The sequence below is a fragment of the Ancylobacter amanitiformis genome, assembly GCF_030814815.1.
GTDB lineage: Bacteria > Pseudomonadota > Alphaproteobacteria > Rhizobiales > Xanthobacteraceae > Ancylobacter > Ancylobacter amanitiformis.
In genome coordinates this window covers 21,642-45,704 of record NZ_JAUSVR010000023.1, presented here as the reverse complement: position 1 = coordinate 45,704, position 24,063 = coordinate 21,642, and the positions used below count along the sequence as shown (strand labels likewise).

The window sequence follows — 24,063 nt, the reverse complement described above, 5'->3', positions numbered from 1 at the left end:
GCTCGCTCAGCAGGAACAAATCACCCATGCCAGCCTCCTCAAGGGAGACTGTGAATCACAACTCAAGGCAGATTAATAGGTCCTGAGCCTAGGGCGTGAACTCATAAATCCAGAGTAGTCGGTGGACGTCCGCTTTGGTGCGCATTCCCGTCGGACATTACGGCACTTCCGAAAAGTGCCAACAGCGGAAGTCCGGATTCGCGCGCGGTGAGGCCTACCTGTCAGTGGGCGTGAATGTGCGCACGATCTCATACATGCCGGGCTCAAACTTCGCGATCGTGAGCGCCTCTTCGAGAAAGGGTAGCGGTCCAGGATCCCGGCGCATGGACTCATAGTCCTCCGCACTGCGCCACTGCGCATACATCGTCACCTTCGTGCCGTCGAGGCTGCGATGAAGGGTCGAGGAGACAAAGCCGGGTGCCCGGCTGACGAATTCATCGGTCGCGCGCGCAAGCAAATCGAGAAGCCGGTGCTGGTTGGCCGGATCTACCGTGAAGACATTTATCAGACTGATCATGCGGTTCGGTCCTCTCTCTCTATTGCTGCCTGATGCCTTGCCTACTATGAATGGTAAGAGCTCTGATAGGACCGCCGTCCGTTTCAGCCTCGCGCCGGATCGACCGCCAGAGGTCGTTGCTGGATGCAAATGACGCGCCCCAGAGAGAAAGCCTATCAAACCCAATGAAGGCCGCACCAAGTCAAGGCCATTGATGTCCGTTCCGGGTCAATCGCGTCGATTTTGGCATGTCGACGGCTTGTCCGGTTAGCAGTTAATCTCGGAAGTGCGGGATGATCGGGTTTGCCGGTTGAAGGCATCGATTTGGACGTGATTCAAGCGCCCAAACCGGAGCCTCGAATCATGCGCTACGAACTCACCGATTATGAATGGGCGGCAATCAAGCCGTTCCTGCCGAACAAGCCGCGCGGCATTCCGCGTGTGAACGACCGGCGCGTGCTCAACGGGATCTTTTGGGTCCTCCGTTCAGGTGCGCCATGGCGCGACCTGCCAGATACGTACGGCCCCCGCACCACTTGTTACAATCGCTTCGTTCGGTGGCGGCGGGCTGGCGTCTGGGACCAGATCATGGACGCGCTGGCCGCCGGTCATGACGCGGCGGTGCAGATGATCGATACCTCCATTGTGCGCGTGCACCAGCACGGAGCCCGTATCGCGGACAACAATCAGCAGGATATGGGGCGGTCGCGAGGCGGCCTGACATGCAAGATTCACGCGGTCGTAGACACCAACGGGCTACCAGTCCATCTCGCCCTCACGCCAGGTGAGGCTCACGACAATCGGCTTTGTTCGGTTCTCCTCAGCGCGATGCTCCCACAAACGATGTTACTCGCGGATCGTGGATATGACGCGGATTGGATCAGGGAGCTTACCCGCCAGCAAGGAGCATGGGCGAACATCCCGCCGAAACGAAATCGCAAAGACCCGATCTGCTTCAGCCCGTACCTGTATCGCGCACGAAACTTGATCGAAAGGTTCTTCAACAAGATCAAGCAATGTCGGCGTGTCGCGACCCGATACGACAAACTCGCGGCCAACTACCTAGCCTCAATCCAACTCGCGTCAATCCGCATCTGGCCGCGAAGTTATGAGTCGGCCAGCTAGACCACGTCATGAGCCGAATGATCGACAACGGGAGGGCGATCCGATCCACTATTAGAGGTGGCTGCGAGGTACATGCCGCCGACCCATCCGACAGGCAAGCGCGTATTCGGCGACGAAGATTGCGCAGAATATTTTCCAGCTTTCGCGCATATAAATCTCTGGAACATGACGTGAAATCCGATCTAATCTTTGGGCATAGGCCTTTCCCACGGGAGATGGGTGATGCGCGAAGACCGCATCCGGTCGGCACTCGATCGCTGCTATGACGCCGTCATTGCTCCGAACCTTTGGGCGGACGCGCTGCAGGATCTCGCACGGGCGTTCGATGCCGCCGCCATGATGTTCTATCCCTATCAGAGGAATTTGGCGGCTGCGGATCCGCGAGATCCGAATAAAAGCTTCACTAAGGTGCCGATCTCGCATGAATACCAGGAACTTATCGACGAATACGAGAAGAACAGGTGGTATCTGAACCACTACCGGGCCGAGCGGGGGCTTCCGCTGATGGTCTCCGGACAGTCCGTCGTGTTGGAGCACGAACTGGCCACTGACGACGAGCGGCGCACATCACGGCACTATAACGACCTCTATCTGCGCTTCGGCTTTCCCGGCTACGCCATGATCAACGTGCCGATGCTCGACCAGAGCTGGTGCATCCCCATGCTGCGCGCCACCGAGCAGGCGCATTTCAACCCGGAGGAGGCCCGCTACATCAGCCGCTTCGCCCCGCAGTTCCGTCGTCTCATCAACCTCTCCGAGAAACTGGAGATCGAGAAGGGATGCGCTGTGGTGATGGGGCTCGGCTCGCTCCGCACCCCGGCGGCGCTGATCGACTGGCGCGGCAAGGTGCTCTCGCTCAACGTCGCCGCCGAGGACCTGCTGGGGCCGGACCTTGCCCTGGTGCGCGGCGTGTTCGCGGCGACCGATCCCGCCAGCCATCAGGGATTGCAGGCGATGATCCGCAATGCATTGCGGGAGGATCGGACATCGGTCGGCCATATGTATCCATCCTCGCTCGTCGCGCGTCGCGAGGGGCGGCCGATCCTCGCCGAGATCCTGCCGCTGTCGGGTACCTATCTCGACCTGTTCGATCGTGCGCATCTGCTGTTGCTGTTTACTGACCTCAACCGCTTCCGCGCCCCGCGCGAAGAGCGGCTGCGCACGACCTTCGGCCTGACCGCCTCAGAGGCACGCCTGGCGGCGAAAATCGGCGCGGGGACGGAACTGCGCACCGCCGCCGACGAACTGGGCATCACCTACGAGACGGCCCGCGTGCAGCTTCGCATCGTGTTCCACAAGACCGATACCCACCGGCAGGGCGAACTTATCGCGCTGCTCTCGCGCCTTGCACGCTGAAACGGCGTCGGGGGCTGCTCGTCACGTATTCCGCCGCGAACCCCTCCCAAACGGGAGATGTCGGCGGCAAGCCACAGATGAATCATGGATGCCCGAAGCGTCGCTCCGAGTGGCGACGCCCTCACATCCCGGATCTATTGCGGCTGAAGAACCATGTATCAGCTTGTTCTCTATGTCTGCCTCCTCGCCAATCTGGAGATTTGCCGGGAGGAACGTACGCCGACCGAGGCGCGGCTGCCTATGGAGTGCATGAGCGCGGCGATGGAGTGGGCGGTCGCCCATCCCGCGCTGCAGCTACGCCGCTGGCGCTGCGGACGCACGGAGCGCGAGGCGTTGCGGAATTCGCCCGACCGGGAGCTCGGATCATGACCCGAGCATGGGGGGTGCCATGAGCCGGCTGGTTGCTGCTTCCAGCACGCTGCTTCTTTTCCTGCCCGTCGCCGCCGCGATCGGTGCCGAACTGCGCCCGGCAGAGGCGCTGGCGCTGCGCGTGGGGGACTTTGTCGGAATCGTCTATTACACGCCCGAGCGAGACGGCTATCGGGTCGTCGCGGAGTTTTCCTCGCGGCGGATGATCCAGCCTTTCCGTATGGTGTCCACCCTTGCCTCCGGCGGGCAGGTGACGCTGTCCTTCCCGCAGGCTTATGGCCGCTCCCCCGGGGAACTCGAAATAATGCGCGATGCCGACCGGCTCCGCGTTTGCGACTGCTATGTGTTGCCAGATGCCCCGCTCACGGAGGAAGCGCTCACAGAGCGGTCCCTTGTAGGCCTTCCGCGGGCCGGTTTCGGAATGCTGGGATCTGTCAGCCTTGGCACGGCTGCACGATAGGCGGCGGGTCAACTGCGGCTGTTTCCGTGCTTCTCTGGTCCTGCAATATTCTCCACGATTTACTGCCGCAGCGGCTGCGGCCCTTTCGCAAGGCGCCGGCCGTCAATCTCCGCATCTCCGGCTTTCCGGAAATCAGGCCGCCCGATCGAGCAGCATCTTGGCCCGCCCCTCGAGGTCGAGCCTTGCATCCTGGTGGGGCTTGTCGCGTGCGACCGCGGTGATGCCCTGCACGAAGTCGAAGATGCTCTCGGGTTTGCGCCCTTCCTCGGCCAGCACCGTGTCGATGATCCTGGCCGTCTCCACCTTGGAGAAGCCCCGGTTGCGCAGGACGTCGCTGCGGTCCTCGTCGGTGCGCGCGACGATCTTCTCCCGCGCCGCTTTGATGCCGTTGACGAAGGGCATCGGGGAAGAATTGGCGAAGCGGGTCAGTGCCGGCGCTGCCTCGTGCGCGAAGCGGGAGGCCGCGTATTTGGAGTGGCGGATGGTGATCTCCTGGAAGTCCTCGACGCCCCAGAGATTGCGGTTCTGGCACACGGCACGCAGATAGAAACTCGCGATGCCGAGCGTCTTGGCCCCCACCTCCGAGTTCCAGCAGTAGAAGCCCCGGAAATAGAGGTCCGGCGCGCCGTCGGGCACAGGACACTGCCGCTCGAGACATCGAGGACCTGTCCGGCAAGGGCATTCTGGTCCGGGATCTCGCTGGCGGCCGGAGCACCAGCTACAACCTCATTGCTAGCGCAGCAGATGCCCTAGCGGCAGTGGCACGCTGGGTTTTAGCGCACGCCGACAAGGCAGCTCGGAATGGACCGGGATCGCCCAGTCACGATGAGAATTCGGCCAAGATTGAGCGTATCCAGGCGGTCTGCCGTGAGTTTCAGACGCTGGCCAGCGAACCCGGCGCGACGCCAAGCTATGCAGATTTTGAGGCAAAGCTGCATGCTCTGCGCGATCAGGGTGTTTTCCCGGACGAAAGGCTGATCTTTGCGTTTGCGCAGGCTATCCACCGCGGCCTTTAGGTGTTTGATCCCGGGCTTTGATGGTGCAGTCTTTTTGCGGGAGTGGAGGGATGCGCTATGGGCCAGGTTCACCACGGGAGCGCCACGACGACAGAGGCGGTCCGTCGAGCGATACAGGATAGTCAAGAGAGCCTGAGGGCTCTGGCCAAGCGTTACGGGGTCAATCAAAAGACCGTCGCGAAGTGGAAGAGGCGGACCTCGGTTGCCGATCTGCCGACGGGTCCGAGGGAGCCGACATCGACGGTTCTGTCGGTCGAGGAAGAGGCCATCATCGTCGCCTTCCGGCGGCATACCCTGCTGCCGCTCGATGACTACCTCTATGCCTTGCAGGCGACGATCCCGCACCTGACACGGTCATCCCTGCATCGTTGCCTGCATCGCTGCCTGCAGCGCCATGGTATCAGCCGGCTGCCGGAGGTGGAGGGCGACAAGGAGCCGAAGAGGCGGTTCAAGTCCTATCCGATCCCCTGCCCGACAGGCGATGCGCAGCATCACCGATAGCGGGCTTCTTCCACATCCCTTGCCCGACAGTGGTTTGACATCAAACCACGAGAGGGGACATCGCCGAGGTGCAGACCGCCGAGGGAAAGCTGTACCTTTATGTCGCCATTGATCGCACGAGCAAATTCGCCTTCGTGCAGGTCGTCAGGAAAACGGGCCGGACCTCGGCGTCGGCCTTCCTCATGGCGCTGATCGAGGCGGTGCCGTACCGGATCCACACCGTTCTGACGGACAACGGCATCCAGTTCACCTTCCCGCCGCGCTATGCCGACGGGCCGACAGCCCGCTACATCACCCACATGTTCGACATGCGCTGCCGCGAGAACGGCATCGAGCACCGACTGACCAAGGTGAAGCACCCCTGGAGTGAGGAGGATCAGGAAATGGTCCGGTGGACCATTTCCCCGACGAACGGCCAAGTCGAGCGCATGAACCGCACCATCAAGGACGCGACGGTCAAGCGCTTCCACTATGACGGTCAAGCGCTTCCACTATGACGATCATCGCCAGTTCGAGACACATCTCGCCGACTTCGTCGCGGCCTACAACTATGACCGGCGACGCCCATGACAACACGTACCTCGTCGCCCCCCACGCGGGGGCGTGGATGGAAACTTGTCCGTGATGATCACGCAGGTATGCGCGCCTGGTCGCCCGTCACGTCGGGGCGTGGATTCAACCACCGAGCACGTCTTCATCGAAGCGAACGCGCCATCGCCCCGCAACGGCGTTCGAGCGGCCGCCTCCACTTCCTGCGCCGGCATCGCGGTGGCTGCCTCAAGAACTGAAGGTGGCTTCCCTTCGCGGCTACAACTGCGCCAGTCATGCAACATCCCTGCGGATTCGCCGCAGTTCGGGCCACGGGAAATGCCGCCCCTCCGCACCGTCGGCGCCGACGGCGATCAGCACGTCGAGTTTCGCAGAGAGACCGAACAGAGAGGCGGTGTCCGTTGCAAAGAGCCCCGCAATCAGTCGCTCCTCATGGTCGGGAGCCTCCGCCTCTTCCTGCCGAGTGACGGAGTAGCCAATGGCGCGGTCCGCGTCGTCCCAACGCTGCTGATGCGCACGAAGAGTGGAAGTAACTTCGACGCGTCGAGCGCAGAGTGACGGCAGATCGTCGGCGAGCTCATCGAACTGCCGCAGCGAGCTGATCCGCACCGGAGAGAGCGCTCAGCCCCAGTCAGAAGCACATGCGGAAACCCGACCGTCCGGGCGAGTTCGGATTCCAGACGCTGCTGTTTCCGGCACAGGACAAGCGTGCGCCGATGCGCCGCGCGCCACGCTTTCCACGCAAGGATAGCCGCGTCAGTCGCTCTGTCGTCGCGCGGCTCGGCCGCAGCCGGACTGTTGAAGGAAGTACCGCCGATCGTCAGCGGGGCGGCGGACATAATGTCCCTCCGGGATGGTCGGGACAGACTCGTGCTGATCTCAGAATCAACCATGATCCGAGCTCCACATAGCTTGGGTTGTGGTTAGGCTGTGTGGGGTGTCCTACTACGCTGCACAGCCGTCTTGGCTGCCTTCCGAGCGAAGGCAGTCTCGCCAGAGGCTATGCCAAGAACACCAAGCGTCAACTCTTTTAGAATCATATGATGCCGTTGGCCTAATCCACGATGCTTACAAGTGACCAAATCCGTGCTGCGCGAGCCCTGCTGAAATGGGATCAGAAGGCGTTGGCTCAGGCCTCGAAAGTGTCTCTCGCGACCATCAAGCGATTAGAGCCGCTGTCCGGTCCGATCATCGCGAATGCTGTCACGATTGATGCCCTGCGCCGGGCGTTGGAAGCCGCCGGCATCGAATTCATCCCCGCGAACGGCGGCGGCGCTGGGGTGCGCTTCCACAAACCTGCAGCATCTGATTGACCGCGATCTGTAGCACGCGTCTTCGGGGCTCAGGTCCTTGGCGGACATTCTCGCCGGCCATAAGGCGGCCGACTAGGCCCCTTGCCGCACGTGATTCTCATCGGACCCAGCCCATCGCGCGCGCCGGCCAGGTTCTCGGCTCGGCGTCGAATGGGCCATCAGCTACGCTGGAGCCCGCCAAGGCTTTGCCTGACGAGCTTGCCGAGCGCTGACCAGGCAGGCCAAGCTACCGCCAGTAAGCAGAAAACGCCCCGAAGGGCGCTTGCTAACTATCTGATCTTCTTTAGGAAATTTGGAGCGGGCGATGGGATTCGAACCCACGACACCAACCTTGGCAAGGTGCCCGAGAGCCGTTCGCTGCAATATCCGCGAGTTTGCTAAAGTGCGATAAGATGCTATAAAACAATGACTATTTCTAGAAAGTCGCGCGCTAAAGGCCACGCTTCATACGCTATTTTGCGCTTCTGAGAGCTTGGAATTTGATTAGAATCCGGCTAGCCTCGTAAAATCTAAGCAGATTTTCGATAGGGCTTTGAACTAACTATGGAAAAGCTGACGAAGCGTTTTATCGACGCGCTGGAAGTTCCGAAACCTTCGAAGGTTGGGGTCAAGGTTCGGGAGAGTTTTGCCTGGGATCGAGAGCTTCGAGGGTTTGGCGTCCAGGTCATGCCCTCGGGGCTGAAGAGCTTCGTGATCCAGTATCGCTCACCCGAAGGACGGCCTCGTCGCACCGTGATTGGACGCTACGGGCTGATGACGGTCGAGGAGGCGCGCCGGATCGCCCATGAAAAGCTGGTGGCCGTCTCCAAGGGGCTCGACCCGCTGGATAGCCCGGACAGCAAGGTGAAGGGCATCACGGTTGCCGAGGTATGCGACTGGTATCTGGCCGAGGCCGAGGCCGGCCGCATACTCGGCCGCAGCCGTCGCCCCATCAAGGCATCGACCCTGGCCATGGATAAGAGCCGGATCGAGGTTCACATCAAGCCATTGCTGGGCCGACGACTGATTGCCACGCTGAAGCTCGGGGATATCGAAGGGGCGCAGGCAGATATTGCCGTCGGCAAGACATCCAAACCTCGCGCGGGCAGTCGAGGTGGAGCGACCACGGGCGGGGAAGGGGTGGCCGCGCGCACCATGTCGACGCTGCATGCCATCTTTGAACACGCCGTCCGCCTTGGAAAGATCGACTCCAATCCCGCGCGTGGCGTTCGCCGGCTGGCGGGAAAAGCGCGGGAACGCCGCCTCAGCCGTAGCGAAATAGCCCGCCTTGGGAGGGCCATGCATTTCGCTGCAGAGGCCGGAGAACATCCGACCGGACTGGCTGCCATCCGCTTTCTCCTGCTCACCGGATTTCGGCGAATGGAGGGCCTTGGGGTGAAGCGGCTTTGGCTCAACACGGAGGAAGGTTCGGTCCGTTTTCCAGATACCAAAAGCGGTTCCCAGACGCGGGTCATAGGCCGCGCTGCCATGGATCTATTGCTGGAGCAGCCGAGCACAGCATCACCGTACTTCTTCCCGGCGGATTGGGGCGAGGGCCACTTTATCGGCGTCGTTCGCGTCCTCGATCGGCTGTGTAGCAGCGCGAAGCTGGACGACGTGACTCCGCACACATTGAGGCACACATTTGCCAGCGTCGCGGCGGATCTGGGCTTTTCCGAACTGACCATTGCCGCGCTTCTGGGTCATGCGGCCCGCGGCGTAACCCAGCGCTATATCCATATCGACGAGGCGCTCAGGCTCGCGGCCGACAAGGTTGCCGGAGAGATTGCTAGTATCCTGGACCAATCCGGACGCGCCGGCCGCCCGTCACGTTCGGGGCATCAGGCCGAGCCCGTCGGCGCCGATCGAGGCCCATAGCTATGTCCCCGATACGGCTCGAGGTGTCGGATGGTGCACCTTCAGAGCGCACACTACGAAAGGTACGGCATATGGATGACCTATGGACGTGGTGCACGCGCGACTATGAACGCCGCCTCGACGTCTCCGAAGCAATCACCCACATCCCCCGGCGGTACCTGGTACGCGCATCATCAATCCGTGAGGGCTCTCAACCTGACTCTGACAGGTCTCCAGCAGAACGCATAGCGTGCGATAGGACCTGCCATGCGTCGCCTTCTTCTGCCTTCAGCACTCACCGACAAACGTTCGCGCCCCACCCTCGAAGTGAAAAGTCGGCGTGGTTGCCGAGCATCGATCTGACACTTTTCCTTGTGATGCCAGATAGGCACTTGCCATTCGCCACGCCATCGGCCTTTATCTGACAGTTATGATGCAGGCGCTCCGCTCATTCGTGATTTTTCTGACCGTGCTCGCCTTTTCGGCGACAGGCACGGCGTGGGGAATTGCGAGTAGCTTGAACGCGTCGAACCTGGGAAAGGTGCATAACGCACCAATCGAATCCAGCCAGACGGCCGGCCCCCATGGGCACGGCAGTACCGAACTAAGCAAAAGTTCTGCCTGCCTTGAAGCAGACGGTTCGGACTGCGCCTCGCATCACCGGCAGGGCGATAAATCGAGTTCCTGCTGCGCTATGGCCTGCCACACGGCAATTCCAGCCAGCGCCTGCGTTATCGCTGTTATCGCTTTTGTGCGGACCATCGATCATCCGTCGCTGGAGACGGGTGTAAAGGAATCGGCCGCTGCGCGCCTGGAGCGCCCGCCGAGGCTCGCCGACGTCTGAACGTCGGCCGACCCCCTGATAGCTTCCGACGACTGACGGACCAGATCCGTCTACGCCTTCCGTTCTCGGGTTTCTGCCGACGGCTTTCGCCGCTGCGTCTCCGCAGCCGCTGAAGATCGCTGTTCGATGCCCCGCGGCCAAGCCGCTGGCGCCGATTTGGCCGATTCCGAGGAACTCCATGAAACCTGTCCTGCTGACGGCCATCGCCGTCACTCTGTCCGCATGTTCCGTCGCCCCGACGATCGATGTTGGCCCCAACCCGTCCGATTTCAGTTCAAGCGTGAAGCCGTCGCTCTACGGTCCTGTCACCGCGGGAACGATTGATTACCGTCCCGTCGAACCGCAATCCTGGATCGAGCGCAACAAGCGCGTCGCTCCCCGCACGGGGAGCGAATGATGGTCACCGCAATCGACATCCGGGTGGAACGATCGTCCGCGCCACCTCTGAAGCGGCTTGTGACGATCGCCGCATTGACCGCCACGCTCGGTGGCTGCGTTACCTTCACACCCAACGGCGGAATGACGCCGGTATCGAGCGCCGTCACCGAGGCTATCGGCAAGGATACCGTCAAGATCGCGTCGACAGCTGACGCCGTGAACGTTCAAAGCCGCGTCAAGGCGCTGCTGGCCAAGCCTTTGACAGCGGACGCCGCTGTCCAACTCGCACTCATCAACAATCGCGGCCTTCAAGCCGAATACAACGCCCTCGGCATTTCCGAGGCTGCCTTCGTCGGGGCCAGCTTGCCACCAAACCCGGTGATAGGGGTCGAGCGACTCTCCGCCGGTCCTTCATTGGAGATCGAACGTCGCGTGGTTGCCAACATCCTCGCGCTGCTTACACTTCCAGCTCGGAGCGACATCGCCGGAAAGCAGTTCGCCGCCGCACGACAAAAAGCGATCGAAGCGACGTTCCGAACCGCAGCGGAGGCCCGACGTGCGTACTACCGCGCGGTGGCCTCGCGACAAACGGCGGTGTTTCTTGAGCAGGCACGGGTTTCGGCGGACGCGGCCGCCGATCTCACGCGCAAGCTGGGCGAAACCGGCGCCGCGAAGAAACTCGATCAGGCGAGAGCCAGTGCCTTCTATGCCGAGGTGTCCAATGAGCTCGCCCAGACCCGACTGAAGGTCGGGACGGACCGGGAGGCACTGACCCGCATGCTGGGCCTGTGGGGCGCCGACCTCGAGTACAAACTGCCGCAGCAACTTCCGGCCATGCCTCGCATCCAGACGTCACAGCAGGTTGAGGCCGATGCCATTCGAAAGCGCGTAGATCTCATCGCCGCCCGCCTGGAACTCGATGCGATGGCGAAGACTCTCGGGCTGAGCGACGCGACACGGTTTGTGTCGATGCTCGACGGTGGCTGGCGCGGCAATTATGAGCGGTCGACCGAAGACGGCGTACGGGAAAGTTCGTCGCCACGCGGATTCGAACTCGAGATTGAAATCCCGATTTTCGACGGTGGCGAAGTCAAGGTCCGGCGCGCGCGCGAGATGTACATGCAGGCGGTCAACCGCCTGATGGAGAAGGCCGTCAACGTGCGCTCGGAAGCGCGCGCGGCCTATCTCACCTATCGCGGCAGCTACGACATTGCTCGTCAATATCAGAACAGCATTCTGCCGCTGCGCCGAACAATAAACGAGCAGGCGCTGCTCGAATACAACGGCATGCTGATCGACGTATTCGAGCTGCTGACGACGGCACGAGAAAGTATTGAAACAAACATCGCGGCGATTTCTACAAAACGCGACTTCTTCATCGCCGCCGTCGACTTTGAGACGGCGATCATCGGCGGTGGCAGTTCGTCCGGTGACGGCCCTGCCGCGACTGCCGACGCTGAAGGCAGCGCGGACTGACCAAACAAGGAGACCATCATGACGATTTCACGTCGAAACTTCCTCGGCGCCTCCGGTGGCATGGCCCTGATCAGCGCAAGCGCGGTGTCAGGACGCGCCCAGGCGGCCGCAATCCCCGAAGCGGCCACCATGAACGACGCGGTCATGCAACCGCCGCTCGTCCCGACCACCGGCCCGGACTACCAACCCGTCGTCACGCTCAACGGTTGGACGCTGCCGTGGCGCATGAATGGCGACTGGAAGGAGTTCCATCTCGTCGCCGAACCTGTCGTGCGCGAATTCTCGCCCGGCATGGTCGGCCATCTCTGGGGCTACAATGGCCAGTCACCGGGGCCGAGCATCGAGGCGGTCGAGGGTGACAAAGTCCGCATCTTCGTCACCAACAGGCTGCCCGAACACACCACCATCCACTGGCACGGGCAGTTGCTGCCCTGCGGCATGGATGGGGTTGGTGGGCTAACCCAACCGCACATCAAGCCGGGCCAGACCTTCGTCTACGAGTTCCAGCTCCAGAAGAGCGGAACCTTCATGTACCACCCGCATGCCGACGAGATGGTCCAGATGGCCATGGGCATGATGGGCTTCTTCGTCGTGCATCCCAAGGATCCCGCCTTCCGGCGCGTCGATCGGGACTTCGTGTTCCTGATGGCGGCCTACGACATCGACCCCGGCACCTATGTGCCGAAGGTCGCCGAGATGACCAACTTCAACATGTGGACCTGGAATAGCCGCGTCTTCCCCGGGATCGACCACATCGTGGCGGGCAAGGGCGACAAGGTCCGCATCCGGTTCGGCAATCTCACCATGACGAACCACCCCATTCACATGCATGGCTACGATTTCAAGGTGTCATGCACGGATGGCGGATGGGTGCCGGAGGCGGCGGCCTGGCCCGAGGTTACCGTCGACTGCGCGGTCGGGCAGATGCGCGCCTTCGATTTCGTTGCCGACGCACCCGGTGATTGGGCGATCCACTGCCACAAGTCGCATCACACCATGAACGCGATGGGCCACGATGTCGGCAACTTCATCGGCGTCGACAAGAAGGAATTCTCCAAGAAGGTCCGACAGATCGTCCCTGAATACATGCCGATGGGCACGGCGGGGATGGCGGACATGGGCGAGATGGAAATGCCGCTGCCCGACAACACACTGCCGATGATGACGGGTTTCGCTCAATTCGGCGCGGTGGAGATGGGGGGGATGTTCTCAGTCGTCAAGGTGCGCGAGGGGCTCGCATCTGGCGATTACAAGGATCCGGGTTGGTTCAAGCACCCGGAAGGAACGGTCGCCTTCGAATGGAAAGGCGAACCGAAGAAGGCCGAACGCGCGCCCGAGCCTCGCTTCGACACCAAGAAGACGGCGGAGGTTCGCGTCGTGAAACCCGGGAACCGCCCAATTGGCGGCCACGACAACCACTGAATTCTGCAGTAACGGAGACAAGACATGCAGCGAAATCGATTCATTTACTCACTGTTGATCGGCGCGGCTTTGCTCAGCCCGGCCTTTGCTAATCCCGGCCACGAGACAGGTGCAGGCCACGAAGAGAGCGCATATGGCGAACCTGGCGATCCAAAGAAATCGGCACGTGTGATTCAGATCACCATGCGCGACGCTGATGGAAAGATGGAATTTGTTCCCAGCCGGCTGGAAATCCGCAAGGGCGAGCAGGTGAAGTTCGTCGTCCGCAATAATGGTGAGCTGGACCACGAGATTGTTCTCGGCACGCTCCAGGAGAATCTCAAACACGCGGTCGAGATGGCCAAGAATCCTGACATGGAGCATGACGATCCCAACGCCAAGCGTCTCGCTCCGAAGAAGACCGGAGATATCGTCTGGAAATTCAGCAAGGCAGGAGAATTTGATTTCTCTTGCCTTATTCCCGGACACCGGGAATCCGGCATGCACGGCACGATCATCGTCAAGTAATTCATCAAATATCGGATCATCAAAATGCGTAAGCTTATGATAGCGGCAGTACTCTCTGCATTCTCGAGCGTTGCCCTGGCGCAGACCGTTCCCGTCGAAGGCAAGGTCACCAAGATCGACGAGACACAAGGCAAGATCTCGCTCAAGCACGGACCTATCAAGAACCTCGATATGGACGGCATGACCATGGTGTTCGCCGTAGTCGATCCGACCATGCTGAAAGCAGTCAAGGTCGGTGACAAGGTAACATTCGAGGCTGATCGGATCAGTGGACGCCTGACCGTCACCAAGATCGAAAAGACGAAGTAAAGTTGCATCAAATCGGGGGGCGCTGCAACGCGCCCCCCGAGCCTCGACGATTAGCCAGATAATATATTTACCCGAGACATACGCGGGCGGGCGGACAAATCGTCCACATTTCGTCCAGCCTGGCGTCAGAGGCACCTCGGCCTCGGTCGGCGGGATGTTGCCGATAGGCTCCCACAGCCGCGGTCATTGAACCCGCCTACTCAGGTCAGCGTGGCAGTTCGACGTCCTCGACGCTGGCCTATGCGGTTCGCGATCCGTGCCCGCCGACGATACGACTACATATGCAGAGCATTCTCGATCTAAAATTATAGCCGCGCCCTTTTAAGGAACGCGGCTATAATTGCGATTAATTGACCTTAGGAAACATCATTAATTCGAACTATGAGGCGTCGACCACTTTTTGAGATAAATCCGCACCTATTTAATTTTGCAAGTTCTTTAGTAACGGCCTCACGTTGAGAGGATATGCGCAAGGCCAATTCCTCATGAGTTGGCAAGCGGTCTATGATTAGTTTACCGTCGGTAGAGGGTTTAGCCAGTCGCATCAACTCAGCTTTCAAACGGATATGCATAGGCAATGTAACGGTATCGGCGAGGCGCCGGTTCACACGGCACAGCCGTTGACACATGGCGCGCATGACTGCCATTGAAAAATCTCCGTGTTCCTCGATTGCTCGAAAGAACATCACCCGATCCATGACGTACACATCCGAAATTTCGCATGCTTCAATGATGATTGGTACGCTTCCATCCGAAAGGGCGGCGGCTTCTCCGATCATTTCACCGCACTCAACATCCGTCACAAAGACGTCGATACCTTGCGGCGTTGCTATTAACACCTGCAATCTTCCTGCTACAACGACATATACTGATGGATTTTCGTCGTGGAAGACGTCGATACGTTGGGACTTCATGACGGTGCGCTTATGCGCGCCGAGATGGAGATGGGCACCTTCAATAAATTCAAGGAGGCTAATGTGCCCCGACGTTTTCGGGGCAGCAGGAAAGAGAGTTTTCATGACCGTACCTCGCGGCGCGCGCTGATAGCGTTTGCTCCATTCCGGCAAAGGCCGGAAGGCGCGGACGCGTTCGCCCAGAGAATTTGACTAGGAGGATTTGTGGGGCTGTCGGCGCCTTTGATGAGAAGCGCCTGCGGGACCGAAGCATGCGTCAAGTCTGCGGAGTCATCCGCTACACTGACGGCCTCGGCTCCGACATCAGGTCAACCGAGGCGGCCGATCCAGCCTGCCAAATCGGGAACCGCGTATTGAACTTTGCGCTAGAGAGAATGTGAGCCGCCGGGCCGTCCGCTCCGCAGCGGGCGGCTCCCGCATGGGCCTCAGCACAACACAGCTCATTAAGGAACAATCCGAAAGCACCGCTCCGTAATGTGCCGTCTCACCGCATGCCTCTGCGTCAGAGGGGCACGACAAGGTGAGATCGGAAGGCTGTTGCTGCGCGATGTTTGTGAAAATGTCGGCGCTGGCGTTTGTCCCGACGGGGCCATGGAACATACCGACCGACATCACGAAAACGGCGGTCAGCAATAGCACAAGGTATCGCCGCACCAAGAATGGCATATTCAAAACCGCCAAGGGACAAAGGGGATCAGTTTCGCCTGAGGCAGGTAATCCGAGAATCGCGGCAACCGTGTGTCTGCAGGCGAGTGGCATATGAGAGCAGACGTCGCGCATCGGCCGATCCGCCGCATTTGTCCAGGTCACTTCTACCGTAACATCACCCATATGCCAGATGAACCGAAGTCACCACCTCGGGTGCATTGACACGGGAAGCCATACGTATACCGCGAAATTAACTAAGTTAATCTCTGAGATTTAAGAATGTTTAATGAGCTATTACTGAATGGTCACACCTTTTTGTGAAAAAATATGTGACATTTTTCACATCGTGTCTGTGCCACTTGCCCCATTTTCTGGGCAACGCGATGATGCGTTGAAAGAGGAAACGGACATGACCTTGAAGAACGTTCTTTTCGGTGGCGCGCTCGCGCTGCTGTCTGCGGCTCCTGCTCTGGCGGATCTTTATCCGTCGACGCTTACGCCAGGTTCGCGTTTGGTCCACGAATTTCGAGATACCCAGAAGGAGAGTTGGCCGAGCGGAGAGAGGCCCGCCTATACGACGTCCTCCACACAGGCCGACGGCACGCATACAAACGGCAAGCAGGCGAATTAAATTAGGGTGTCTGGAGGGAAATGAACCCTTCCGATCCGATATTCTGACAAGCCCTGCATAGTTCCACGAGCCGCGCCATTTACTGGCGCGGCTCGGCACGTATTCGCGTCATTAACCTAGAACGCTGCCTGCCCCCTCTTGCGATCCGCCTCCACGAGCATATCGACGAACGCCGTGACCTTTGGCGGTCGGAAGCGCGCTGCTGGGTAGACCGTGTAGATGCCGCCGGAGGCCAGCCGCCATTCCGGCAGGGCATGAACCAGCCGCCCCGACGCCAGATCGTCCGCCACCAGAAAATCCGGTAGCACCGAAAGGCCGCCGCCGGCCCGCACCGCCGCCAGCACCCCCGGCGTCGTGTCGATGGCGATGCTGCCATGCATGCGCACCACCCGCCTGTCATGGTCATCGCGCGAGAACGACCACGATAGCGGTTCGCGCAGCGCCAGATTGGCGATGAACGGCAAGGCCGCAAGGCCTTCCGGGTCGCGAGCGGTCGCGATCCGATCCGCGAAGGCCGGTGCGCTGACCAGGAATTGCCGGAAGGAGCCGATCTTGCGTGCCTGCAGGCTGGAATCGACCAACCAGCCGACACGGATCGCCATGTCCACGCGGCCGGAGCCAAGGTCCATCGTCTGGTCGCTCAGCGTCTGCTCCACCCTGCAGGCGGGATAGCGGGATGTGAAGGCCGCCGCGACCGGCGCCACCACCGCAGTGCCGTAGTCGTTGGGTGCTGTTATCCTCAGGGTGCCGGTCGGCTCGGCAGCTGCCTGCGCGAGTTCGTCGAAGGCGTCCTCGGCTTCACGCAGGATGATCACGCAACGCGCGTGAAGCATGCTGCCCGCCTCGGTCGGGTGAACGCGCCTTGTGGTGCGCACCAGGAGGCTGGTTCGCAGGTCCCGTTCGAGCTGCGCCACCTGCTGGCTAACCACCGCCTTGGTGATGCCGAGCCGCTCCGCCGCCCGGGTGAAGGACCCGGTGTCGACGACGGCGGCGAAATAGGCCAGTCGGTTGAGGTTCATGGCTGGGGTGTCGCCGGGTGAATTGATTGTCACCCTATAGCATACAGTCCGTCAATTTTGTTGGCCTTCTTCGACCATTTAGTGAGTGTCATATGTGGCTCAGGGAGACGGCCATGACCGACATCACGCACATCACCTATCTCTTCGACCCGCTCTGCGGCTGGTGCTACGGTGCTTCCGCGACGCTCGAAAAGCTGGTCGCCCGGCCGGACCTCGACATCCGGCTCGCGCCGACCGGCCTGTTCGCCGGCACCGGCGCCCGACCGATGGATGACGGGTTCGCCGCTTACGCCTGGACCAACGACCAGCGCATTTCCCGCATGACCGGTCAGCCCTTCAGCGAGGACTACCTGCGCAAGGTGCTCGGCGACCGCACGCGCCTGTTCGACTCCTGCCTGCCGACTCTGGCGCTGACCGCCGTGGCCCTCAATGCCCCGCACCGGGAATTCCAAGCTCTCAAGGCGATCCAGAATGCTCGTTATGTCGAGGGCCGCGACATCACGGATCTCGCAGTGCTCGTGCGCATCCTGCGCGGCTTGGAACTGAACGACGCGGCCGATCAACTGGCAAATCTGGATCCCAGGGTGATCGCTGCTTATCAGACGCGGCTCGATGCCGCGCGTCAGGAGATGCGCCGGTTCAGTGCCAGTGGCGTTCCGGCCCTGGTCGTCGGCACCGACGACAATCGCCGTATCGTGCAGGCCAGCGCTCTCTTTGGCAGCATGGATATGCTGATCGCCGGACTGAAGGCTGCCTGAGCTTTATCGATCAAGCGTGACAGACGGGCCCCAGCTGCCACGCCCGAATTTCACACTTGCCGATCATCACCAGGAGACAAAGATGTTCACCCGGAGAAGCCTCATGAAAACCACCCTCGCCGCCGGCGCCGTCTTCGCTCCCGCAGGTCTTGGTACAGGTCTCGGCCACGCCGCCGGCGGCCTGTCCTGGAAGCATTTCCCCGCCGGGGAAAAGGGCTTCTATCGCGCCCCGGTGCTCATCACCGGCGCCTCCGAGGCTCTGCTGATCGATGGCGGGTTCACCTTCCCCGACGGCCGCGCGGTGGCTGAAGCCATCAAGGCAAGCGGCAAAAAGCTCACCACGATCTATATCAGCCAGTCCGATCCCGACTATTACTTCAGCCTCAAGCCCATCAAGGAGGCCTTCCCCGAGGCGAAGGTGATCGCCGCATCCGAGACGGTCGCCGCCATCAAGGCGAGCGTGGAAAAGAAGCTCGCCGTGTGGGGCCCGCAGCTCAAGGAGAACGGCCCGCAGACGCTGGCCGACATCGTCATCCCCGAGGTATTCGACGGCCCGGCGCTCACCGTCGACGGCGAGGCCGTCGAGATCGTGCCGGCCGAAGGTCTGGCCAACCGGCGCTATCTGTTCGTGCCGTCGCTGAACGCCGTGTTCGGCGGGGTGCTGATCTTCTCGGGCGTCTATGTCTGGACCGCCGACACCCCGACCAAGGAACAGCGCGCCACCTGGATCGCCACTCTCGACAAGATCGCCGCGCGCAAGCCGGCGGTCGTCGTGCCCGGCCACATGGTGCCGAGCGCCGCCACCGATCTCTCGGGCGTCGAATACACCAAGGCCTACCTTCTCGCCTTCGAGGAGGAACTCGCCAAGGCCAAGGATTCGGCCGCGCTCAAGGCCGCGATGATCGCCCGCTTCCCCGGCCTCGGCATGGGCGTTGCGCTCGATATCGGCTCCAAGGTCGCCACCGGCGAGATGAAGTGGGGCTGAGATGGGCGCCAATCTCGAGCTGATCCGGGCCACCTATGAGGGCTCGTCGGAAGAGAACGGCCGGAACCTGCTGGCCGCACTCGCGCCCGATGCTTCATGGACGGAAGCGGAAGGGTTCCCGTATGCGGGAACCTATGTCGGGCCGGATGCGATCATCGCCGGCGTGTTCGCGCGCCTCGGCAGCGAATGGACCGGCTATCGCGCACAGGTCCATACTTTCCTGGAAGACGGCGACCGCGTCGCCGCCTTCGGCGTCTATTCCGGCACCTACAAGGCCACCGGCAAATCCATGCGTGCCGCCTTCGCCCATCTCTATGAGGTGAGGGACGGCAAGATCGCCACCATGACGCAATATGTCGACAGCGCCATGGTCCGCCAGGCACTGACGCCGAGCACATGACCATCTGATCCCTCGAGCCTCGATCGAGGGATCAGCACCACGGTCGTTCGGGGAATCTCGTCTGCCGCATGGGCCAGACAGGTCATCCCCTCACCCGTGATCTGGAACAGGGTCAAGGCCTCTGTTCCAGCGCGGCCTTCACCGCAGGAGAGACCTCGGTGCCGAGCAACGTGATCGAGCGCTGCATGGCCTCGGTCTCCAGCATGGCCGAACTCATCTGGAAGGTCAGGCGCGAAATGCCACCGAGCGTTTCGCTGGCGGCGAGGATCTTGTCGCGCACCGTCTGCGGATTTCCAATGAGGAACGCGCCCTGCGGCCCGCACATCGCATCGAACTGGGCGCGTGTCGCCGTCGGCCACCCGCGTTCACGTCCGATCTCGGTGAACATGTGGGCCCAGCCGGGAAAGAAGGCGTCTGCGGCTCCGCGATCCGTGTCGCCGACGAACCCCATGGCATGGATGCCGACCTTCAGCATCTCCGGCGGGTGCCCTGCCTGCCGGCCCGCTTCGCGATAGAGGTCCACAAGCGGGCGGAAGCGACTGAAGCTCCCCCCGATGATCGCCACCATCAGCGGAAGACCAAGCGTACCCGCGCGGGCAAAGGACTGCGGCGTGCCACCGACACCGAGCCAGATCGGGATCCTGTCCTGATACGGCCGGGGAAAGACGCCCTGACCGGTGAGCGCCGGCCGAAACCGGCCGCGCCAGGAGATGGTGGTGGCCTCGCGCAGCTTCAGGAGAAGATCGAGCTTTTCGGCGAACAGGGCATCGTAGTCTTCCCTGGCGAACCCGAACAGCGGATAGGCCTCGCCGAAGGATCCACGGCCCACGACGATCTCCGCACGGCCCTTGGCGATGAGATCGATGGTGGCGAAGTCCTGGAAGACTCGCACAGGATCTGCCGCGCTCAGCACGGTGACCGCGCTGGTGAGGCGGATGCTCCTGGTGCGGGCTGCCGCGGCCGCCAGGATGACGGCCGGCGCGGAATCGAGAAACTCCTTGCGGTGATGTTCGCCGATGCCGAACACGTCGAGGCCGGCGCGGTCGGCGGTTTCCACCTCCGCCAGCAAGGCCTCCATCCGATCCGCCGCAGGCAGAGTCTGGCCGGTCGCGGGGTTTGGAATGGTCGCCGCAAAACTGTCGATACCGATTTCCATCGTCACTTTACCTGATTGTGCTGACGCGCCGTGTTCAGCGCGCGCGCAGACGCCAGCCGTCGAGGCTGAAGGATCCCGCACCGAACGCCGCCACCTGCAAAAGACCGCCCGTGATGGCGACGTTCTTCAGGAAATGGATCATCTGGTTCTGATCGGCGAGGTTGGCGTGGAAGAGCACGGCCGTCGCGAGCGTAAACACGGCGACGACAAGGCTGGCGATCCGTACGTGATACCCGACCAGGATCGCGATCCCTCCGCCGACCTCGACGATGACGGCCAGGAGGTAGGAGATCATCGGCAGCGGCAGGCCCGCCGACTGGATGTAGCCTTGCGTCGCGCCGGGCGCGGCGATCTTGCCGAGCCCGCTGGCGATGAAGATGAGCGCGATCAGCAGGCGGCCGACGGCCGCGAGCAGGTTGGTCTGGGACATGATCGTCGGCCTTGGTGCCTGAAAAAGGAATGTAAGACGCTCGCCGGATCAGGCCGCCAGCGCGGCGATCTGCGCCTTGGCGCCGGCCAGCGCCGCCGCCTTGGCTTCCTCGCCAAGGGCCAGGCCTTCGGCCCGGATGATCGTCACGTCGGTCAGGCCGATGAAGCCCAGCGCGGTGAGGAGGTACGATTCCTGATGATCGAGAGCCGCCATCGGGCTTTTGCCGCTGTAGACACCGCCGCGCGCAGAAGCCAGGAACACCTTCTTGCCGGTCACCAGCCCCTCAGGACCATTCGCGCCATATCTGAACGTACGTCCCGCCACGGCGACCCGGTCGATCCAGCCCTTCAACTGCGTCGGGATGGAGAAATTATACATCGGCGCGCCGATGACGATGATGTCGGCGGCGAACAGGTCATCGATATAGGCGCCGCCGGCGGCGAGATCCTGGCCGAGGAGAGGATCGGAAACCTCGCCACCTTGAAACACCGCCATGTGCGCGCCCGACAGATGCATGGCGGCGTCGACGACGAGATCCCGCCGGATGATCCCTGCGCCGGGGTGAAGCGCGAGCTGCCGGGCCACGATATCGGCCGTCAGGGAGCGGGTGGCCGAATAGCCGCCGAGAATGCTGGAGTCGATATGCAGGATGGTGGTCATGGACTGATCCTCCGGCCGCCCGGTGACGGGGGCTAAAGCAATGCGGGAAAGGAATTTCTTGATTGCGTCGAGCATGGGAGGATGGGTGCCACGCGCCGATCTGGCGGAGAAGCCGGTATAATCCGATCCAATCCATCGGCTATACCGATGGCATAAGCACGGCGACCGGGCTATCCTCCAGCCAGGCCATACAGGACGCTGGCATGCTCGACAGCGTATCACTCGACCAGTTGCGGACCTTCCTTGCCGCGGCCGATGAAGGCAGCTTCTCTGCCGCCGCCCGGCGCCTGCGGCGCACGCAGTCGGCGGTAAGCGAATCCATCGCCAACCTTGAAGTCCAGCTCGCCGTCGCGCTGTTCGACCGCAGCGGACGCTATCCCCGTCTGACGCGCGAAGGCACGATCCTGCTGGCCGATGCACGGGGCGTCGTCGCGGGTGTGGACGGCATGAAGGCCCGCGCCAAGGGGATTTCCGGCGGGCTGGAGGCGGAACTCGCCGCGGTCATCGATGTCTTCTTTCCCATCAACGTGATCGCCGAGGTTGCTCGCGAGTTCCGCGACCAGTTTCCGGCCACGCCGTTGCGGCTTTATGTCGAGGCGCTCGGCGGCGTCGTGCAACCCGTGATCGATGGGCGCGCCAGCTTTGGCCTTGTCGTCTCCTTGCCGACGCTTCCCGCCGGGCTGGTGGCCGAGCGCGTCACCAGCATCGACTTCGTCATGGTCGCGAGCGTCGACCATCCGCTGGCGACCCATGCCGGCCTCATTCCGCGCGACGAGCTGGCGCGGCACGTCCAGCTCGTGCTGACGGACCGATCCGACCTCTCCGCAGGCCGGGAGTTCGGTGTCATGTCGCCATCAACCTGGCGGCTGGCCGACCTCTTTGCCAAGCACGCCTTTCTTCTCAGTGGCTTGGGCTGGGGCGGGATGCCGCTTCATGCCGTGACCAAGGACATCACCGAGGGACGGCTGGTGGAACTCTCGATCCAAGATGTGCCGCCTGGCGGATTGAAGCTGCCCATGTCCGCCGTCTACCGGAACGCGGCGCCGCCCGGCCCCGCTGGCCGGTGGATGATCGAGCGCCTGAAACAGTGCCCGAACGAAAGCCAGTCGGGTGGCTCGTTGACAGGACCATAAGTGTGTCGTAGTCATATCGACAGATAAGGGAGGTTCGTGATGCCCACCAGTACGCGGTTTGCCGTCGCCGTCCATGTCCTGACGGCACTCGCCGTCAGCGACGGCAAGCCGCTGCGTTCCGAGGATCTCGCCTATTCGGCAAATACCGGAGCGGTGGTCATCCGGGGGCTGCTGTCCCGCCTGAGCGAAGCGGGACTGACGCGTTCGCAGCTCGGCGCCGGCGGCGGCGCCTTGTTGGCGAAGCCGTCCGAGAAGATACGGCTGCTCGATGTCTATGAGGCCGTCGAAGACACCGAGCTGTTTTCAGTGCACAGGACACCCCCCTGCGAAAACTGCGCTGTGGGTGGCAACATACTTGAGGCCATACGCCCAACTTTGTTGCGGGCTCGCACGGCGCTCGAAGATGAACTCGGAAAGACCACAATAGCCGACATTGCTTCCGAGGTCGCCCGGCTCGGTAAGTTCTCTATTCCGCTCGTCTGGTAATCGTTTTGCCTTTAACTGTCATAGAAGCGATGACACATAATCATTTAAGTTCCGCTGAGGCCTGAAAGCAACAGTGAGAGACCGTCCAGCCTTCCGGGGGCACTGACGGTTCCCATCCGCCCAAGTCCCCCACTCATCAGGAAACCATCATGAGTATTGGTATCATCGGCGCAGGCGCCCTCGGCTCTAACTTCGCTCGGGCCCTTGCCAGCAAGGGAATCTCGGCCACGATCTCGAACAGCCGCGGACCCCAGTCTCTAGCCGCCCTGGTGCAGGAACTCGGGCCCTCCATCAAGGCACGCACCGTGGAAGAGGCGGCCAGCGCCGACATTGTCCTGGCGGCGGTCCGTTGGGTCGATGCCAGCAAGGTGTTCGGCGCGTTGCCGGCCTGGAACGGACGGATCGTCATCGACGGCACCAACCCGGTGGAATTCATCGATCCGAATTCACCCGATGCGACAGACCCCAGCAATCCCCTCGCGGCCTATGGCATCAAGGCGGTCGATCTCGGTGGAAAGCACTCGAGCGAGATATTCCGCCAGTACGTTCCGGGCGCGAGGGTGGTCAAGGCGTTCAATCACCTCGACGTCAACGTCTTGAATGAGCCCGAGGCGTCGGGTGGCAAGCGCGTGCTGTTTTATTCAGGCGATGACGCGGCCGCAAAGACCGAGGTTCGCGCGATCATCGAGGCCATCGGATTTTTCCCCGTTGATCTCGGCCCGCTCGACATCGGTGGACCGCTGGCGCAGCTGCCCTTCGGCTCGCTGTCGGCCCACCAGTTCATCAAGATCTAACTATCTTCGGAAGGATCGTCCGCCGTCCTCATCTTCTGGACGGCGGATGACTTCGTCCGGAGAGTGAGAGTGCGGACCGGATTTCCGTGACG

The 24,063-nt window shown here is 61.8% G+C and carries 26 protein-coding genes and 2 pseudogenes; 20 read left to right on the top strand and 8 right to left on the bottom strand.

Features of this window, described 5'->3' with window-relative positions; translation table 11 throughout:
- Positions 1–214: 214 nt before the first annotated feature.
- Positions 215–517 (bottom strand): antibiotic biosynthesis monooxygenase family protein, encoded by a 303-nt coding sequence (locus tag QOZ99_RS20425; protein WP_306891837.1) that lies wholly within the window; start codon positions 515–517, stop codon positions 215–217.
- Positions 518–859: 342 nt separating this feature from the next.
- On the opposite strand from QOZ99_RS20425, the gene QOZ99_RS20420 reads away from it, so the two are divergent.
- The 4 genes from QOZ99_RS20420 (at position 860) to QOZ99_RS20405 (ending at position 3,806) form a co-directional block, all read left to right on the top strand.
- Complete coding sequence (locus QOZ99_RS20420) at positions 860–1,621, top strand: IS5 family transposase (protein WP_306891836.1); 762 nt, start codon at positions 860–862, stop codon at positions 1,619–1,621.
- Positions 1,622–1,843: 222 nt separating this feature from the next.
- Positions 1,844–2,977 carry a helix-turn-helix transcriptional regulator gene (locus QOZ99_RS20415; RefSeq protein WP_306891835.1) on the top strand — a complete coding sequence of 378 codons (1,134 nt, stop codon included), beginning with the start codon at positions 1,844–1,846 and terminating at the stop codon, positions 2,975–2,977.
- Positions 2,978–3,130: 153 nt separating this feature from the next.
- Entirely contained in the window at positions 3,131–3,346 is a 216-nt protein-coding gene (locus QOZ99_RS20410) for a hypothetical protein (RefSeq protein ID WP_306891834.1), read from the top strand.
- Between the two features lie 19 nt (positions 3,347–3,365).
- Complete coding sequence (locus QOZ99_RS20405) at positions 3,366–3,806, top strand: hypothetical protein (RefSeq protein WP_306891833.1); 441 nt, start codon at positions 3,366–3,368, stop codon at positions 3,804–3,806.
- Between the two features lie 132 nt (positions 3,807–3,938).
- Here QOZ99_RS20405 and QOZ99_RS20400 read toward each other — a convergent pair.
- Positions 3,939–4,442, bottom strand: a pseudogene (locus tag QOZ99_RS20400) (DUF932 domain-containing protein); the annotation flags it as partial.
- A 437-nt stretch (positions 4,443–4,879) separates the two neighbouring features.
- Between QOZ99_RS20400 and QOZ99_RS20395 the strand changes: the two are divergent.
- Positions 4,880–5,884: pseudogene (locus QOZ99_RS20395) on the top strand (DDE-type integrase/transposase/recombinase); the annotation flags it as partial.
- Positions 5,885–6,145: 261 nt separating this feature from the next.
- On the opposite strand, the gene QOZ99_RS20390 reads toward QOZ99_RS20395, so the two are convergent.
- Complete coding sequence (locus tag QOZ99_RS20390; protein WP_306891832.1) at positions 6,146–6,481, bottom strand: hypothetical protein; 336 nt, start codon at positions 6,479–6,481, stop codon at positions 6,146–6,148.
- Between the two features lie 515 nt (positions 6,482–6,996).
- Between QOZ99_RS20390 and QOZ99_RS20385 the strand changes: the two genes are divergently transcribed.
- The 8 genes from QOZ99_RS20385 (at position 6,997) to QOZ99_RS20350 (ending at position 13,957) form a co-directional block, all read left to right on the top strand.
- The gene (locus QOZ99_RS20385) at positions 6,997–7,185 is read left to right on the top strand and encodes a transcriptional regulator (protein WP_306891831.1); all 189 of its coding nucleotides are present in this window, start codon (positions 6,997–6,999) and stop codon (positions 7,183–7,185) included.
- A 543-nt stretch (positions 7,186–7,728) separates the two neighbouring features.
- A complete protein-coding gene (locus tag QOZ99_RS20380) occupies positions 7,729–9,042 on the top strand; it encodes a site-specific integrase (protein WP_306891830.1) in 1,314 nt (437 codons plus the stop codon).
- 433 nt (positions 9,043–9,475) lie between these two features.
- A complete protein-coding gene (locus QOZ99_RS20375; protein ID WP_306891829.1) occupies positions 9,476–9,865 on the top strand; it encodes a hypothetical protein in 390 nt (129 codons plus the stop codon).
- 178 nt (positions 9,866–10,043) lie between these two features.
- Positions 10,044–10,262 (top strand): hypothetical protein, encoded by a 219-nt coding sequence (locus QOZ99_RS20370; RefSeq protein WP_306891828.1) that lies wholly within the window; start codon positions 10,044–10,046, stop codon positions 10,260–10,262.
- The gene (locus QOZ99_RS20365; RefSeq protein ID WP_306891839.1) at positions 10,262–11,719 is read left to right on the top strand and encodes a TolC family protein; all 1,458 of its coding nucleotides are present in this window, start codon (positions 10,262–10,264) and stop codon (positions 11,717–11,719) included. Before QOZ99_RS20370 ends, QOZ99_RS20365 begins: the two co-directional genes overlap by 1 nt.
- Positions 11,720–11,737: 18 nt before the next feature.
- Positions 11,738–13,141 (top strand): multicopper oxidase family protein, encoded by a 1,404-nt coding sequence (locus QOZ99_RS20360; protein ID WP_306891827.1) that lies wholly within the window; start codon positions 11,738–11,740, stop codon positions 13,139–13,141.
- Positions 13,142–13,165: 24 nt separating this feature from the next.
- On the top strand, positions 13,166–13,648 hold the full coding sequence (locus QOZ99_RS20355) for a cupredoxin domain-containing protein (protein ID WP_306891826.1): 483 nt from the start codon (positions 13,166–13,168) through the stop codon (positions 13,646–13,648).
- Between the two features lie 24 nt (positions 13,649–13,672).
- The gene (locus tag QOZ99_RS20350) at positions 13,673–13,957 is read left to right on the top strand and encodes a copper-binding protein (protein ID WP_306891825.1); all 285 of its coding nucleotides are present in this window, start codon (positions 13,673–13,675) and stop codon (positions 13,955–13,957) included.
- A 356-nt stretch (positions 13,958–14,313) separates the two neighbouring features.
- On the opposite strand, the gene QOZ99_RS20345 is transcribed toward QOZ99_RS20350, so the two are convergent.
- Positions 14,314–14,976: a Crp/Fnr family transcriptional regulator gene (locus tag QOZ99_RS20345; RefSeq protein WP_306891824.1), complete on the bottom strand. Its 663-nt coding sequence runs from the start codon at positions 14,974–14,976 to the stop codon at positions 14,314–14,316.
- A gap of 952 nt (positions 14,977–15,928) precedes the next feature.
- Here QOZ99_RS20345 and QOZ99_RS20340 point away from each other — a divergent pair.
- Positions 15,929–16,150 carry a hypothetical protein gene (locus QOZ99_RS20340; protein WP_306891823.1) on the top strand — a complete coding sequence of 74 codons (222 nt, stop codon included), beginning with the start codon at positions 15,929–15,931 and terminating at the stop codon, positions 16,148–16,150.
- Positions 16,151–16,266: 116 nt separating this feature from the next.
- Here the strand turns inward: QOZ99_RS20340 and QOZ99_RS20335 are convergent, their stop codons facing one another.
- Positions 16,267–17,169 carry a LysR family transcriptional regulator gene (locus QOZ99_RS20335; protein WP_306891822.1) on the bottom strand — a complete coding sequence of 301 codons (903 nt, stop codon included), beginning with the start codon at positions 17,167–17,169 and terminating at the stop codon, positions 16,267–16,269.
- Between the two features lie 113 nt (positions 17,170–17,282).
- Here QOZ99_RS20335 and QOZ99_RS20330 point away from each other — a divergent pair, with 113 nt between their 5' ends.
- The 3 genes from QOZ99_RS20330 (at position 17,283) to QOZ99_RS20320 (ending at position 19,312) form a co-directional block, all read left to right on the top strand.
- A complete protein-coding gene (locus QOZ99_RS20330; RefSeq protein WP_306891821.1) occupies positions 17,283–17,927 on the top strand; it encodes a DsbA family protein in 645 nt (214 codons plus the stop codon).
- Between the two features lie 82 nt (positions 17,928–18,009).
- A complete protein-coding gene (locus QOZ99_RS20325; RefSeq protein ID WP_306891820.1) occupies positions 18,010–18,912 on the top strand; it encodes an MBL fold metallo-hydrolase in 903 nt (300 codons plus the stop codon).
- Between the two features lies 1 nt (position 18,913).
- Positions 18,914–19,312 (top strand): nuclear transport factor 2 family protein, encoded by a 399-nt coding sequence (locus QOZ99_RS20320; protein ID WP_306891819.1) that lies wholly within the window; start codon positions 18,914–18,916, stop codon positions 19,310–19,312.
- A 112-nt stretch (positions 19,313–19,424) separates the two neighbouring features.
- On the opposite strand, the gene QOZ99_RS20315 is transcribed toward QOZ99_RS20320, so the two are convergent.
- Genes QOZ99_RS20315 through QOZ99_RS20305 form a run of 3 tightly spaced genes read right to left on the bottom strand, consistent with a single transcriptional unit; the run spans position 19,425 to position 21,558 of the window.
- Entirely contained in the window at positions 19,425–20,468 is a 1,044-nt protein-coding gene (locus QOZ99_RS20315; RefSeq protein ID WP_306891838.1) for an LLM class flavin-dependent oxidoreductase, read from the bottom strand.
- A 34-nt stretch (positions 20,469–20,502) separates the two neighbouring features.
- Positions 20,503–20,898, bottom strand: coding sequence for a DoxX family protein (locus QOZ99_RS20310; protein WP_306891818.1), 396 nt, complete (start codon positions 20,896–20,898; stop codon positions 20,503–20,505).
- A gap of 48 nt (positions 20,899–20,946) precedes the next feature.
- The gene (locus QOZ99_RS20305) at positions 20,947–21,558 is read right to left on the bottom strand and encodes an FMN-dependent NADH-azoreductase (protein ID WP_306891817.1); all 612 of its coding nucleotides are present in this window, start codon (positions 21,556–21,558) and stop codon (positions 20,947–20,949) included.
- Between the two features lie 203 nt (positions 21,559–21,761).
- Between QOZ99_RS20305 and QOZ99_RS20300 the strand changes: the two genes are divergently transcribed.
- The 3 genes from QOZ99_RS20300 to QOZ99_RS20290 all read left to right on the top strand — a co-directional run bounded on the left by QOZ99_RS20300 (position 21,762) and on the right by QOZ99_RS20290 (position 23,971).
- The gene (locus QOZ99_RS20300) at positions 21,762–22,691 is read left to right on the top strand and encodes a LysR family transcriptional regulator (protein ID WP_306891816.1); all 930 of its coding nucleotides are present in this window, start codon (positions 21,762–21,764) and stop codon (positions 22,689–22,691) included.
- A gap of 39 nt (positions 22,692–22,730) precedes the next feature.
- Positions 22,731–23,177 carry an Rrf2 family transcriptional regulator gene (locus tag QOZ99_RS20295; RefSeq protein ID WP_306891815.1) on the top strand — a complete coding sequence of 149 codons (447 nt, stop codon included), beginning with the start codon at positions 22,731–22,733 and terminating at the stop codon, positions 23,175–23,177.
- A gap of 149 nt (positions 23,178–23,326) precedes the next feature.
- Positions 23,327–23,971 carry an NADPH-dependent F420 reductase gene (locus tag QOZ99_RS20290; protein ID WP_306891814.1) on the top strand — a complete coding sequence of 215 codons (645 nt, stop codon included), beginning with the start codon at positions 23,327–23,329 and terminating at the stop codon, positions 23,969–23,971.
- Positions 23,972–24,063 lie beyond the last annotated feature (92 nt).